Origin of the sequence: Bradyrhizobium sp. RD5-C2 (assembly GCF_019972155.1) — a bacterium.
GTDB lineage: Bacteria > Pseudomonadota > Alphaproteobacteria > Rhizobiales > Xanthobacteraceae > Bradyrhizobium.
The window spans coordinates 266678-280021 of sequence record NZ_BOVL01000021.1 but is presented as its reverse complement, the minus strand read 5'-3'; the positions used below and the strand labels follow the sequence as shown (position 1 = coordinate 280021).

General features: G+C 64.8%; 9 protein-coding genes. 4 read left to right on the top strand and 5 right to left on the bottom strand.

Annotated features, from left to right (window positions below):
• Window positions 1–28: 28 nt before the first annotated feature.
• On the bottom strand, window positions 29–1618 hold the full coding sequence (locus BraRD5C2_RS28550; RefSeq protein WP_223974360.1) for a winged helix-turn-helix domain-containing tetratricopeptide repeat protein: 1590 nt from the start codon (window positions 1616–1618) through the stop codon (window positions 29–31).
• A 169-nt stretch (window positions 1619–1787) separates the two neighbouring features.
• Between BraRD5C2_RS28550 and BraRD5C2_RS28545 the strand changes: the two genes are divergently transcribed.
• The 3 genes from BraRD5C2_RS28545 to BraRD5C2_RS28535 all read left to right on the top strand — a co-directional run bounded on the left by BraRD5C2_RS28545 (window position 1788) and on the right by BraRD5C2_RS28535 (window position 5681).
• Window positions 1788–2447: a peroxiredoxin gene (locus tag BraRD5C2_RS28545; protein WP_223974358.1), complete on the top strand. Its 660-nt coding sequence runs from the start codon at window positions 1788–1790 to the stop codon at window positions 2445–2447.
• A 130-nt stretch (window positions 2448–2577) separates the two neighbouring features.
• On the top strand, window positions 2578–4041 hold the full coding sequence (locus BraRD5C2_RS28540) for an autotransporter outer membrane beta-barrel domain-containing protein (RefSeq protein ID WP_223974356.1): 1464 nt from the start codon (window positions 2578–2580) through the stop codon (window positions 4039–4041).
• A gap of 2 nt (window positions 4042–4043) precedes the next feature.
• Window positions 4044–5681 carry an autotransporter outer membrane beta-barrel domain-containing protein gene (locus BraRD5C2_RS28535; RefSeq protein WP_223974355.1) on the top strand — a complete coding sequence of 546 codons (1638 nt, stop codon included), beginning with the start codon at window positions 4044–4046 and terminating at the stop codon, window positions 5679–5681.
• 261 nt (window positions 5682–5942) lie between these two features.
• Here BraRD5C2_RS28535 and BraRD5C2_RS28530 read toward each other — a convergent pair whose 3' ends face one another.
• The 4 genes from BraRD5C2_RS28530 to pdxR form a co-directional block, all read right to left on the bottom strand.
• The gene (locus BraRD5C2_RS28530; protein ID WP_223974353.1) at window positions 5943–6746 is read right to left on the bottom strand and encodes a hypothetical protein; all 804 of its coding nucleotides are present in this window, start codon (window positions 6744–6746) and stop codon (window positions 5943–5945) included.
• A complete protein-coding gene (locus BraRD5C2_RS28525; protein ID WP_223974351.1) occupies window positions 6727–8928 on the bottom strand; it encodes an AAA family ATPase in 2202 nt (733 codons plus the stop codon). The genes BraRD5C2_RS28530 and BraRD5C2_RS28525 overlap by 20 nt, the downstream gene beginning before the upstream one ends.
• Before the next feature lie 68 nt (window positions 8929–8996).
• Complete coding sequence (locus BraRD5C2_RS28520; RefSeq protein WP_223974349.1) at window positions 8997–10640, bottom strand: hypothetical protein; 1644 nt, start codon at window positions 10638–10640, stop codon at window positions 8997–8999.
• Window positions 10641–11292: 652 nt separating this feature from the next.
• The gene (pdxR, locus tag BraRD5C2_RS28515) at window positions 11293–12768 is read right to left on the bottom strand and encodes a MocR-like pyridoxine biosynthesis transcription factor PdxR (RefSeq protein ID WP_223974348.1); all 1476 of its coding nucleotides are present in this window, start codon (window positions 12766–12768) and stop codon (window positions 11293–11295) included.
• Between pdxR and BraRD5C2_RS28510 the strand changes: the two genes are divergently transcribed.
• A complete protein-coding gene (locus BraRD5C2_RS28510; RefSeq protein WP_223974347.1) occupies window positions 12760–13200 on the top strand; it encodes a cupin domain-containing protein in 441 nt (146 codons plus the stop codon). The two genes, pdxR and BraRD5C2_RS28510, sit on opposite strands and share 9 nt — an antisense overlap.
• Window positions 13201–13344 lie beyond the last annotated feature (144 nt).

The window sequence follows — 13344 nt, the reverse complement described above, 5'->3', positions numbered from 1 at the left end:
TATCCGCAGTCGGATAATCCTGCGGCACTCATTCCGGCAATCCGGCTCGCCGCAGTCCTTCGCCGTATCGCCAGGCATCGTCCGGACGCCGGTAGGGTCCGTAGATGGCCTCCAGGTTGGACACGCGCTCGTTGGGATTGATCTGCAGCAGCCGGGCCACGGTCCTTTGCGCCGGCTCCAATTGTCCGGCAAAGGCATCCGCCGATGCGCCGATGCGCAAAGCCGGCAGCAGGTTCGGCGTACCCTGCAGCGCCGTGGTGGCCCAGGACGACGCCTCCTCGTAGCGGCCGGCGAAGAAATGAGCGTGCGCCATCGCGGCCTGCATCAGCGGCATCAGCGGATCGACCGGGCTGAGGCGCATCGCGTAAGCGAGATGCGTGACGGCGGCATCCGGCTCGCCCATCCAGCTCTTGATGAAACCGGCGAAATAGGACGCCCACATTAGGTTCGGATTGACCTGAAGGGCGTGATCGATGCACGCGGCGCCGGTGTCGAGATCGCGGACGACATAGGCCAGCGCACCTGCACCAGTCGCCAGCGCCAGTGCGTCATCGCGGCCGAGGCGGATCGCATGACGGGCCAGCCGATCGGTCTCGGCGATGTCCCGCGCGAGATCATCCGTCGGCCATCGGTTCGTTCTGTCCTTGACGTAGCAATAGGCGGCCATGCCGTAGGCGGATGCAAATTCCGGATCGAGCTCGATTGCCCGCTTGAACAGCTGCAAGGCCTCGACATTGGCCTCGCGGATGGTGAACCGGTAGATGGCGGCGGTGCCGCGCAGATAATATTCGTAGGCGCCGAGGCTTTCGGTCGGCTTGCGCTTGGCCCGCTCGATCGCGGAGTGCTCCAGCTTGGGCACCAGGAGCCCCACGACCTGCCGGGCGATCCTGTCCTGCAAATCGAACACATCCTCGAGCGCGCCATCGAACCGGTCTGCCCATCGATGCGCGCCGGTTGACGCATCGATGAGCTGTGCGGTGATGCGCACGCGGTCGGCCGATTTGCGCACGCTGCCCTCGAGGACGAAGCTAACCCCTAATTCGCGGCCGATCTGCTTCACGTCGACGGAGCGGCCCTTGTAGGTAAAGCTGGAATTGCGCGCGATGACCAACAGGGAGCGAAAGCGCGACAGCGTCGTGATGATCTCCTCGACGACGCCGTCAGCGAAATATTCCTGTTGCGGGTCGCCGCTCATGTTCTGGAACGGCAGCACAGCGACGGCCGGCTGGACCAGAAGCGAAAGCGTTTCGGTCGCAGCGGGAGAATCCGCGGCCGGTGGCGCCCCAGCGGCGGAAGCCTGCGTGGTGAGGCTCACCGGGCCGACGAACCGATAGCCGCGCCTGGGCAGGGTCTCAATCCAACGCTCGCCGTCCGGCTCGTTGGCAAAGACCCGGCGGAGGGCTGCGATCTGGACCGGGAGGTTGCCTTCCTCGACCCTCAGGCCGACCCACGCGGCCTCGATCAGCGCATCCTTGGAGACCGGGATTCCCGCCTGCTCGACGAGCACGCGCAACACGGCCACGGCGCGCTGGCCAAGCGCAACGGGTTCGGTCCCGCGAAACAGGATCCCGGCCTGCGTATCAAGACGGAAGGGACCAATGATGCAAGTCGCAGCCATTACCCGGATAAACGCCCCATTTCAAAAACGCTTAAGAACTTTTTCAGGGTTACGCAATGACTTCCGGCCGGTCCAGGGCGCAAGCTTCGGCGACCCGAACGTGGAAGTCAGGCAGCAATTCCCGGCCCCGCGGGTCGTGGCGGTCCACAAGAGGCATGGAGACACCGCGATGACACTCGCGCTCAACGATATCGCGCCGGATTTCGAGGCCCAAACGACCGAGGGCAAGATCGGCTTCCACGCCTGGATTGGCGATTCCTGGGCGGTGCTGTTCTCGCATCCGAAGGACTTCACGCCGGTTTGCACCACCGAGCTCGGCTACATGGCCAAGATCAAGCCGGAGTTCGACAAGCGTGGCGTCAAGATCATCGGCCTCTCGGTCGATGCGGTGGACCGCCATGCCGGCTGGGCCGCGGACATCAAGGAGACGCAAGGTCACGCGCCGAACTATCCGATGATCGGTGACACCGACTACAGCGTTTCGAAGCTCTACGGCATGCTGCCGGCGGCCGTCTCCGGTGATCCCCTCAAGCGCACCCCGGCCGACAATCAGACGGTGCGCAACGTGTTCGTGATCGGGCCCGACAAGAAGGTCAAGCTGATCCTGGTCTATCCGATGACCACCGGCCGCAACTTCGACGAGGTGCTGCGCGTCATCGACAGCCTGCAAATGACCGCGAAGCACAAGGTCGCGACGCCCGTGAACTGGAAGCAGGGCGATGACGTGATCATCGCGGGGTCGGTGTCCGACGAGGACGCCAGGAAGACTTACCCCGAAGGCTGGAAGGCGCCGAAGCCCTACATTCGCATCGTGCCGCAGCCGCGCTGACGCCGCTGAATGAGGATGCCTGACGGATACTTTCCATCCAACAGGTGCGATCGACGCCCATCAGTGGTGCGCGCTTGACGAATCCAAGATCACGGCCCGGGAACGTGGGCACCAAATTGCAGATGGGGCAATGCAGCAACAGTTTCAACAATCGCGGGCGACGCTCAGGCGCGCGTTGCTCGCGGGGACGGCCTTCTCGGGGACCTTCGCCGCCGTGATTGCCGGCGATCCAGGTAGGGCACTTGCCGCTTGCACTGTCACAGCGTTACCAAATTCCGTCACCTGCGATACTACGGCGACGATCCTCACGACGAACGTCGACGGGGCATCGACGACGTCGAACGCCTATACGCAGCTGTTCAATTTGCGCGGCGCAGTGGGCGCGGTCAATGCCGGCCAGACGATCAGCGGCAACGGGCTCTGGATCACCACGACCCAGTCCGGGGCTCCCATCACCTTCACCAACAACGGCGCGGTGACGGGGGCCGGAAACGGGCTCACTCTCAATTCCAGCGGTGGAGACATCGCTTATTCGGGCAACGGCAGTGCCAGCTCAACCTCGGGCTTCGGCCTCTCCATTGACACAACAATCGCTGGTGGTAGCGGCGCCATCGAGGTCGGCACGAGCGGCGCGCCCGTCACGGCAAGCTTTTCCGGCGTGACCGCCCTGCGGACACAATCGGGTACCAGCGCGATCGAGGTCTTCCTGAATGGCGGCAGCCTCACGACGACAGACGGCAACGGGACCGGCTTGCTGCTGAATTCCAGCGGCAACGTCTCCGCCACGCTGACCGGTAACACGACAATCGCGAATGCCAGCGGCGTCCCCGGCGCCGCCGGTAACGCGTTCGCCATCGTCGCTTTTGGCAGTGGCATCAACGTCACGTCGAACGCCAATATCGGTACCGCCGGCGCCGCGTTCAATTATGGTATTTTCGCGAACGGAGGAGCTGCCGGAATCGGAAGCGTGAGCGTGTCGCAGACCGGTGGCACGATCTTCGCGGCGACGGTCGGCATCGATGCGTCGATCCTCAACCGGACAAATGCCAGCGACCTCACGGTCGTGGTGAACGGCAACATCGTTTCCAATATAGATGGCGTTTCTGCCGGTACGCTCGGAACCGGCAACGCGCATATCTCGGTCGGCGCCGGTGCCACCGTGCAGGGCACGACCGAAGCCGGCCTATTGCTAGCCGGCGGTAGCGGCGGCGCCAACACGGTCACGAACAACGGCGCGATCAGCGGCGCGACCGGTCTCGAGACGAGAGCCGGCCGCTTCACGGTGACGAATGCGGGCAGCATCACCGGCACCGGTGGCACCGCCGTGACCCTCGGCGGCGCCAACAATCTCTTCATCATGAGTGGACCGGCGGCGACGCTGACCGGCCACGCGGTCGGCAGCGGCACGGATACGTTCCAGTTCGCCGGCTCCGGCAGCAACAGCTTCGACGCGAGCCAGATCGGCGCGGGCTGGACACTGCTCGACAAGACCGGATCGTCCAACTGGACACTCACGGGCACGTCGACTTACGCAGGGCCGGTGACGGTCAATGGCGGCACGCTGTCGGCAATCTCGCCTCGGCGGCTAGCCTGACTGTGAACAGCGGCGGCACGCTCGGCGGCACCGGCACGGTCGGCTCGACGCTGATCAATGGCGGTACCCTTTCGCCGGGCAATTCGATCGGCACGCTCACCGTGAGCGGGAGCCTGACTTTGACCGCGGCTTCGACCTATCTGGTGCAGGTGTCGGGCAGCATCGCCGACAAGACCGTCGTCACCGGCGCGGCGGCACTCGCCGGCAAGGTGGTGGTAGATCCGCTGGCGCGCCTTGCGGCGACGACGACCTACACGATCGTGACGACGGGCAGCGTGAGCGGCCGGTTCTCCAGCGTGGACTTTCTCACCGCCGGCAATTTCGCGCGCAACGCACGGCTCAGTTATGTCGGCAACGACGTGCTGCTGACGCTCGACCCCGGTCTGCTGTCGCCGTCGCTGCCGGGCAACGCCAATATCAATCAGAGGAACGTCGCGGCAGGAATCGACAACGCGCTGACCGGCGGCGGCACCATGCCGGCCGGCTTCAACGCCCTGTTCGCGCTGTCGGGTGCCCCTCTGCTCAATGCGCTGACGCAGGCCTCGGGCGAGACCGCGACCGGCACGCAGCAGACCACGTTCGACGCGATGAACCTGTTCATGGGCGTGCTGACCGACCCGTTCGTGGCCGGGCGCGGCGATCCCGCCGCTTCGCCAGGCGGTGCTGCGACGGGCTATGCGGCCGACGACAGCGATACGCTCGCTTACGCCGGTGCCCGCCAGCACTCGGGTGCCGAGCGCGATGCCTATGCCGCCGTCTATCGCAAGGCGCCGCCCGCGCAAGCCGATGCACCGCGCTGGAGTGTGTGGGCCGCGGGCTTCGGCGGCTCGCAGACCACCGACGGCAACGGAGCGCTCGGCTCCAACGCCGCCACCAGCCGCATCGCCGGTGGAACGGCCGGCGCCGATTACTGGTTCTCACCCTCCACCGTTGCGGGCTTTGCGCTGGCCGGCGGCGGCACCAGCTTCAGCGTCGCGAACGGCGGCACCGGCCGCTCCGATCTGTTCCAGGCTGGCGCATTCGTCCGGCACAATTCGGGCCCGGCCTATGTGACCGGCGCGCTGGCCTATGGCTGGCAGGACGTCACCACTGACCGCACCGTCACCATTGCGGGGGCCGATCATCTTCAGGCCCGCTTCAATGCCAATGCCTACTCCGGCAGGCTCGAAGGCGGCTATCGTTTCGTGGCGCCGTGGACAGGCAATGTCGGCCTCACGCCGTACGCAGCCGGCCAATTCACCACTTTCGATCTACCGGCCTATGCGGAGCAGGCGATCGTCGGCACCAATACTTTCGCGCTGAGCTACGCCGCGAAAAGCGTCACCGCCACGCGCAGCGAACTCGGTTTGCGCGCCGACAGGCCGTTCGCGCTCAATGACGCGATCCTCACGCTGCGCGGCCGCGCCGCCTGGGCGCACGACTTCAACGCCGATCGCAATGTTGCGGCGACCTTCCAGGCGCTGCCCGGTGCAAGCTTCGTGGTCAACGGCGCTGCGCAGGCGCACGATGCCGCGCTCACCACCGCTTCGGCGGAGATGACGTGGCGCAACGGCTGGTCCGCTGCCGCGACGTTCGAAGGCGAGTTCTCGAGCGTCACGCGCAGCTACGCCGGCAAGGGTGTGGCGAGGTATCAATGGTAACGCCCCGGCGAGGCAGCAACGGTGTTACGGTGATCGCAAGCGGGCGGGCTCGCCAAGTCGGGACGACGCGTGGTTACATGATTTCGGAATAATGGAATTATGCTGCTGAGTTGCCCGACGTGTCAAGCGGGGCTTCGAGCGGCGTCGGCCGCCTGCACCTTTGCATGGGGTTGTTTTGCGATATTTTGGCAGGGCTCACCTTTGAAGGAAGGTTCTTCAAGGTCGGTGGCGAGCCAAGCTTGCCTGTCGATTGATGCGGCCCTAGCGATAGTCCTTGTTGTCGATCACCTTGCCGTCCTTGCCTCCACCGGCGTCGGTCGGCATGCATTCGACCTGCACGAGGTCGGGATAGAGTTCCCAGGTCCGCACCAGGAATTTCCTGCGGATGCCGTAGGAGGTGATGATGCAGCGGTTCAGCACCGGGCTGACCGCGGCTGCGACGTAGCCGGGATAGAACAGCGCACCATGATGGAGCACGCTCCAGATCTCGTTGAACCAGGTCGAGCGTACCCGGAACGTCACCGTGTTCTGATCGGTGCAGGGCAGCGTCTCGCAGCCGTAGACCTCGTGGGTCTCCAGGCCGTCGGTTTGCGAGCTTGAGAGGTTCTGCGAGTTGGAGAGGTACAGCTGCTCGTCGTGCCGCACCGTGGCAAGGTACCACGGCAAGGTCGCCGCGACCGTTGCTGCGCCGTAGATGAGGTAGCAGGCGACGATCGTCGCGAGGATCGTCATTCCGCCGCGCGCCTTGCTGAATTGCGGATCGCCATAGGCGTCCTTGGTGTAGACGCAGCGCGCCCAAAGCGCGCGGTAGCGCGCGAACGCCCATCGCACGAAGCGATAGAGCCGCCAGGTGACCGGCGCGATCAATGTCAGGTAGATCCACCCGCACGAACGCACGAACTGCGACCAGAACCGGCCGAGCATGCTCAGCTCCCGGTGGGCGCGTCCGAGATCCGACTGGTCATAGGACTTCTTGGCCTCATAGGCCTTGGTCTTGAAGTCGGACAGCGTCTTGTCGATGCCGTCCAGCAACGCATCGGCGTCGTTATGCGGCTTTTCTGTCATGGGGGATCCAGCTCGACGTGAAGTTACGGCTCGTGGCATCGAAGCCGATGTCGAGCGTGCCGCCGAAGGCGCCGTCCGCCATCGTCTTCTCGACGATCATGGCCTCGATGCGCTTGATGCGGCCCGGCAGGCCGCGCGCGCCGATCTCGGGCGAATAGGTCTTGTCGCAGAACTCCCGCAGCTGCGCCTCGGGGAAGCGCACCTCGATCGATTGCGCCGCGTAAAAGGCGTTGATGCGTGAGATCTCGCGGAACACGATCTTCTCGATCGTGTCCATGTTGAGCTTGTGGAACAGGATGATGTTCTCGCGTCCCTCGAAGCGGTTCAGGAATTCCGTCCGGAACGCCTTCTTCAGGTCGCGGATGGTGAGCTCGTAGGCCTCTTCCTGGGTCAAATCGCCGGGACCGGTGCCGACCCGCAGCGCATGATCCGCGCCGATGTTGGTGGTCATCGGCATCACTACGTCGCCGAACTCGACCTTGCGGCCCAGATTGTCGCGGCAGCGCCCGTCGTCGAGGATGTTGAGGCAGATGTTGAAGATGTCGGGATGAGCCTTCTCGATCTCGTCCCACAGCATGACCTGATACGGATTGGCCCGCACCGAATTGGTCATCTCGCCGCCGGCAGCGAAGCCGTCATAGCCCGGAGGCGCGCCGATCAGCTTGGTGACGTCGTTCTTCTCCATGAACTCGCCCATGTCGTAGCGGTTCAACGCCTTGTCGGTGTCGAACAACGCCTCCGCCAACCCCTTGGCGACCTCGGTCTTGCCGACGCCGCTGGCGCCGCAGAACAGGAACGGCAGCGGCCTGTCGGTGCGCCGTCCCCGCCGCCAGACCTTGACGGCACGATCGACGTGATCGAGCACCGCGTCCTGACCGAACACGCGCCGCTTCAGCGCGCCGTGGAGATTGAGCAGCTTGACGGCGTCGTTCTGCTTGAGCTTGGAGGCGTCGATGCCGGAGATCAGCGAAAATTCATCGATCACCATCGCTGCGGTGAACAGCAGCCGATCGTTGATCTCCCTGGTGACAGCCTTGTATTTCACCCGATTTTCGTCGACGGCCGCCTGGGTCCGTGCGATGTCGCCGCGCAGCTGGAGTATCTCGGGCGTCGCATAGCCGGACGCCCTGGCGATCAGATCGAAGTCGGCATCGCTCGCCGAGGCCTTGCCGGCGGGCTCGTCGAGGTGCCGCTTCTTTTCTTCTTCCTCGAGGGTGCGCAGCTGGGCCTCCATGTGCGCGATCGACTTCTCGCCCTCGCGTTGCGCCGCGTAGTAGCCCTTGATCCTGGCCTGGTATTCGGCGAACTCGGCCTTGTGGCGCGCGATCGCGGCGCGCACGGCAGCGGCTTTTTCCTCATTTCCGGAAGCCGGCCCGCCGGCCACGAGACGCGCGAGCTCCGCCTCCAGCTCCGCGAGCAGCGGCGGGGTCGAATGCGCCCGCAACAGATAGCGCGCCATGCCGCGGTCGAGCAGGGTGCGGGTGCGCGCCGGCTGCGCCGCGGTCAGGCCGGTGTCGAGCGAACGATACTTGCTCGACATGTCGATGGCGGCCTTGACCGCCGCCGGATCGATCCGGACCTCGTAGTTCTCCTCGAGATCCCTGGCGCCATGCAGCGCGATCTCCTCGAGCTCGGCGCCGACCGGCTCGGTCAGATCCATCAGCGTGAAGTGATCGCGGAAGTCGGAATGGCACTTGAGGACCTGCGTCAGGTCGGCCTCGCGCACCTCGAGGAAGACCTGCGTCTTCTTCGCCTTCACCATCGCCGTCAGCGCGTTGACGATGTGCATTAGCCCGCTGTTGCGCAGCGCATCGATCAGATCGAGCGTGTCCTCGACGATCAGAACGCTATCGGGGGTGCGGTTCAGGATGGCAAATATCGCCTTGAACTGCTTGACGATCGCGTCGTTGTCGCCGAGCCCGAACAGGCCGTCGGTGTCGAGCCAGAACAGCCGCTTGTTGACGATGTCGAACGGCGCGTCGGGATCGGCCTTGCGCGCCTGCAGCGCCAGCGCCAGCGTGGTGATGCCGACGCCGCTCGGACCGGAGACGATCACGCTGTTGGCTTCCATCCGCGTCAGGATGGTGCACAGCTCCTCGAACTTCTCCGCGCGGCCAACCAGCTTGAAGTTCTTCCGGCTGGCGAGCTTGTCGCTGCCGGTGATCAGAAAATTGTCGGCCATGGGGATGTCCATCGGTCAGGCTGCACGCGGGAAGGCCCGGACCGGCAGTGCCGGTCCGGGAAACAAGCTCAGATCTGCCCGAACGTGATCTCCTTGTCGTCGACCGGTTTCGGCGCCGCGGCAGCGGCCGACGCGCCGGGATCCTTGGCGTCCATGCCGATGCTCTCCTGCAGCCGCGCACGGACGGTGGCGGTGACGTCGCTGAGCTCGCCGAGCCGGCTCTGGATGTTGGAGAGGCCGTCTTCGCGCAGCTTGTTGGCGGCCTGCAGCGATTCGGCGATGTTCGACATCGACTCGACCTTCTCCATGATCCGCTTCGATTGCTCGTCGACCTGCAGCGCCTGGCGGATGACCTCCTTGTTGGCGACGTCGTCGGTCACCGCATTCATTGCCCGCATCGAGTCGCGCACGCTCTCCGAGGCCTCATTGAGCGCCGAGTTGTTGAGCGCCTGAATGGTGGTGTTCAGGCTGGTGGCGACACTCGCGATGCCGTCGCTGGACAGTTCACGCAGGTTGACGTTCTGCTTGCCGAGGGCGTCGTGGAAGGTGTTGGCGTCGACCGCATCCTTCTCGAGATCGGCCACGGTCTTCTTGGTGCCGCGCCCGCTGTCGAGTAGAGCGGTGACGTGACGCTCGAAATCGTTCTTCTTGCGCTCGCGCTCGAGACGGGCAAGCGTGTCCTCGCCCTCTTTTGCGGTCGACAGCGCCTGCACCTTGTCCTTGTTCGCCGCGGAGGCGAGGTCGATGCCCTTGTCGAGAATCGCGACCACCGTGATCATCTGCGAATTGATCTTGACCAGCTTGTCGGCTTGCCCCTCGATCCCTCCGAGTTCGTCGCGCAGCTCCGAGACCGTGACCTGCGACTTGTCGATGTAATCGAGCGCCGCCTTGATGATGCCCTCGACGCGCTTGACGTGCTCGGGACCCGAAATGTCGAGCATCTTGCGGACCTGGTCCTTCTCGGCCTTGAACTTGCCCTGCTTGGCGTCGCGCTCGGCCTTCTCCACGATGATCGCCTGCGCCTTGTCGCGGCAGGTCTTGAGGTCATCGATCCGCTTGGCGATCAGGAGCTCCTTGGCGGCGATTTCGGCCTGTGCGGATTTCTTGATGCCGCCGAACAGGCCGGTCTGCGTCTTCAGCTTGGCGATGTCGCGCTCGAGCATCTCCTTGTCGGAGGTGATCTGCCGCGCTTCGGATTCGACTCCCGACGTGCGGCGGTCCCAATCGGCCTCGCGCTTGCGATCGTCCTCGATCTCCGCGAAGGTATCCAGCACGACATTGTCGCCGGCGGTGCGCAGCGTGTAGAGGGCATCGAGATTGTCGACCAGCGGATGTATCATCTCGCGGAAGTCGAGAACGCCCTTGTTCATGTCCGCAAAGGTCTGCTTCATCTTGGCAAACACGGTCGTCGACGACAGCTCGATCAGCTTGCGCTGCATCAGCGTGCGTTGCTGCGCCAGATATTCCTTGTAGGCCTCGAGCTGCTTGATCGACGCCTTGCACTCCTCGGCAAGGTCGGGCGAGAGCAGGGTGCCGATCTGGCGGCTGCGCTCTTCCGGCGCGGCTTCGGGATTGAAGACGATCTTGGCCACCGGATTGGCGGTGATGTCGACCGGCGCGGCCTGCGTCGCCTGCTTCGGCGCCATCCGCGCCTTGATGGCTTCGTTGACGGCGGTCGATTCTGCGAGTTTCGGGGATGCAGAGGTAGACATTGCAGTCGTCTCCAGGTCTGGCGACTCCGAAAGGAGCCGCATGGGCGGCGCAGCCGTCAGGCCGCGTCGCGGGAAATCGTCCTTAGGGGGCTTGCATCAAAATCCGGCTGGCGCCGACGCTAGATGCGACTCCTTGGCCGCACAACCATAGGGATGCTCAATTTGGACCGTCAACCAAATGAAATCGTGACATTCTTTACGCATCGTTCTGCGCTTGCTGTAAGTTTCAGCCCGGAAGGAAGCTCATTGTTTTTCAATCAGCGTTTTTGTCCCTTCATGACCGGCTGGCTCGATCGAGCCTAGGGCGGGAGGCCGGTCCCGATGTAGGGTCCTTCACATTCGTCGCATCAGGTGGCCCTTAGGTTGACGTCCGCAAGGTTCGCACGACGATTTGAACTCAAGGCTGCGACGATCCGAAGAAAACGAGCCTCTTCACGGCCTAAATGTTTGAACCTTCTTCTGAAATGCCCCTCCCGCCATGACGAGTTTGGCCGTGCGTGAACTCTGGCCGGCTCTGGGATGACTATTCGCAGTTTGAGAAATCCAATAGCAATTTCAATGGCATGCGAGTTTCGGATTTTTTTCCGAGTGAACTGGCTTCCCACTTCCCAGCCGCTTTGACCAGCCCTGCTCGCCGCTTGCAGGGAAGAGATCAACCGCAGCGCAGGGTCAGCCGCCCCGGCCGCGTTTTCAGACCTGGCTGGAGCTCGTGCCGCAGTCGCCGCGCGACCGCCGGAGCATCCGGTTCGGCCACGTTCGTGAAGCCGATCAGCAGCGCCTCGACGGATTGATGCGTGATGGTTCGTGCCGACAGCGCCTCGGCGCCGAAGCCGGCGGCTTTCGCAAGCTCCGCCAGCGCGACGTCGCGCACGCCTCCTGTGAACTGAACGACGAGATGCATGCCGCCCGGCTTGAGCGCGATCGTAATCTGCTCGCCGAATTCGGCCTCGAGCGCATCGACCAGGGCGGCGCGGCGTGCGGCATAGAGCTTGCGCATGCGCTTCAGGTGCCGCGCGAACTGTCCCTCGGCCATGAAGGCCGCGACGACGCGTTGCTCGAACAGGCCATGTCCCGCGGTCCGCGTTGCGCTGGCTTCGACGAATTGTCCGAGCAATTGGTCGGGCAGCACCAGATAGCCGAGCCGCAAGCCGGGAAACAGCGTCTTGCTGAAGCTTCCCGCATAGATCACGCGCTGCTCCCGATCGAGGCTCTTCAGCGCCGGCAGCGGGCGGCCGACGAAGCGGAATTCGCTGTCGTAATCGTCCTCGATCACATAGGCGTCGGCGGTGTTGGCCCAGCCGAGCAGTGCCAGCCGCCGCGGCAGCGACAGTGCAGCCCCCAGCGGAGATTGATGCGATGGCGTGACCACGACGATGCGGGCCTTCGGCGCTTGCCTGATGCCGTCAGTGACCCGCATCCCGTCCGCATCGGCGCGAACCGGAATGAGCCTCGCGCCCGCCATGTCCAGCGCGGCGCGAACTGGCGGGAAGTACGGGTCCTCGATCCAGGCCCGGTCATTGCGCCGAAGCAGCACCCGGAGCGCCAGATCGAGCCCGTCCTGAAAACCGCTGGTGATCACGATCTGCTGCCATTGGCAGGCGATCCCGCGCGAGGATGCGAGATAGGCGGCGACCTCCTGGCGCAAGGGCTGCAGGCCGGCCGGATCCGGATATGTCATCTCGGCGGACGAGATCCGGCGGGCTTCGCGGGCAACGATGTTCGCCCAGGCCTTGCGCGGAAACAGGTCGAGCGCCGGCAATCCCAGTTGAAGATGCTTCGGCTCGGCGCGCGCCTGCGGCCGGGCGCGCGACGCATTGGGGCGATCGCCGGGCACCGTCGCTGCCGCAGTGTTCAGTTCGGGCGAGACGATCGTGCCTGCCGGCCCGCGGCTCGCGACGTAGCCTTCGCGTGCGAGCATGGCGAAGGCCGCGTCCACGGTGCCGCGCGCGGTTGCAAACTCGCGGGCGAGGTCGCGCACCGACGGCAGCCGGTCGCCGGGCGGAGCTGACCGGTTGCGATCGCCTGCCGGAAGCGCTCGTAGATCTGCCGGTACAGCGGCGTGCGGTGGCCGCGGATCAGGCCCCGCGGGCGTTTCGCCGGTGTCCTCGCAGTCATCGTCATGGCACACTTGACCAGACGGGACGTCAACCGCGCATCGCTCTTATCCCTGTTCGCGGCGATCGCAGCGGCCTACGGCGCGGACGCGGCAGCGCAAGCGCAAAATTCCGCGTCGACCCGGCGCGAGGTGATCAAGCAGGTGCTACCTGGCGATCCCAGGCGCGAGATCAGTCTTGTGGAAGTCCATTATCCGCCCGGCACCGGATCGCCGGCGCATGCTCACGCCAATGGCGTGATGGCGTTCGTCGTCTCAGGCTCGATCTCCTCGCAAGTCGGCGAGGGACCGGAGCAGACCTACAAGGCGGGCGACGCCTGGTGGGAGCCGGCCGGCGCCGTCCATCGAGTCTCGCGCAATCCGAGCGCGACCGTTCCGGCGACATTGCTTGCGATCTACATCGCCCCGGAAGGCGCAACCGCCGCTGACCTGATGAAGCCCCTGTAGCCGGGATTCGCAAGGCGCCGTCGCCTTCCACGGCGGTTCGCGCCTTGGGAATCGGTATCGGCTTCGCCGATTGCCACGAGACCGGCTATGCTGTGCCGGTCAGGTTGCTGGAGTTGGTCGCGCCCAATCGCCAGAACCTGCCGT

Excerpts from the sequence above, each read along its gene's own strand:
- BraRD5C2_RS28550 (WP_223974360.1), bottom strand. The coding sequence starts at position 1,618 with ATGGCTGCGACTTGCATCATTGGTCCCTTCCGTCTTGATACGCAGGCC.
- BraRD5C2_RS28545 (WP_223974358.1), top strand. The coding sequence starts at position 1,788 with ATGACACTCGCGCTCAACGATATCGCGCCGGATTTCGAGGCCCAAACG.
- BraRD5C2_RS28540 (WP_223974356.1), top strand. The coding sequence starts at position 2,578 with ATGCAGCAACAGTTTCAACAATCGCGGGCGACGCTCAGGCGCGCGTTG.
- BraRD5C2_RS28530 (WP_223974353.1), bottom strand. The coding sequence starts at position 6,746 with ATGACAGAAAAGCCGCATAACGACGCCGATGCGTTGCTGGACGGCATC.
- BraRD5C2_RS28525 (WP_223974351.1), bottom strand. The coding sequence starts at position 8,928 with ATGGCCGACAATTTTCTGATCACCGGCAGCGACAAGCTCGCCAGCCGG.
- BraRD5C2_RS28520 (WP_223974349.1), bottom strand. The coding sequence starts at position 10,640 with ATGTCTACCTCTGCATCCCCGAAACTCGCAGAATCGACCGCCGTCAAC.
- BraRD5C2_RS28510 (WP_223974347.1), top strand. The coding sequence starts at position 12,760 with ATGGCACACTTGACCAGACGGGACGTCAACCGCGCATCGCTCTTATCC.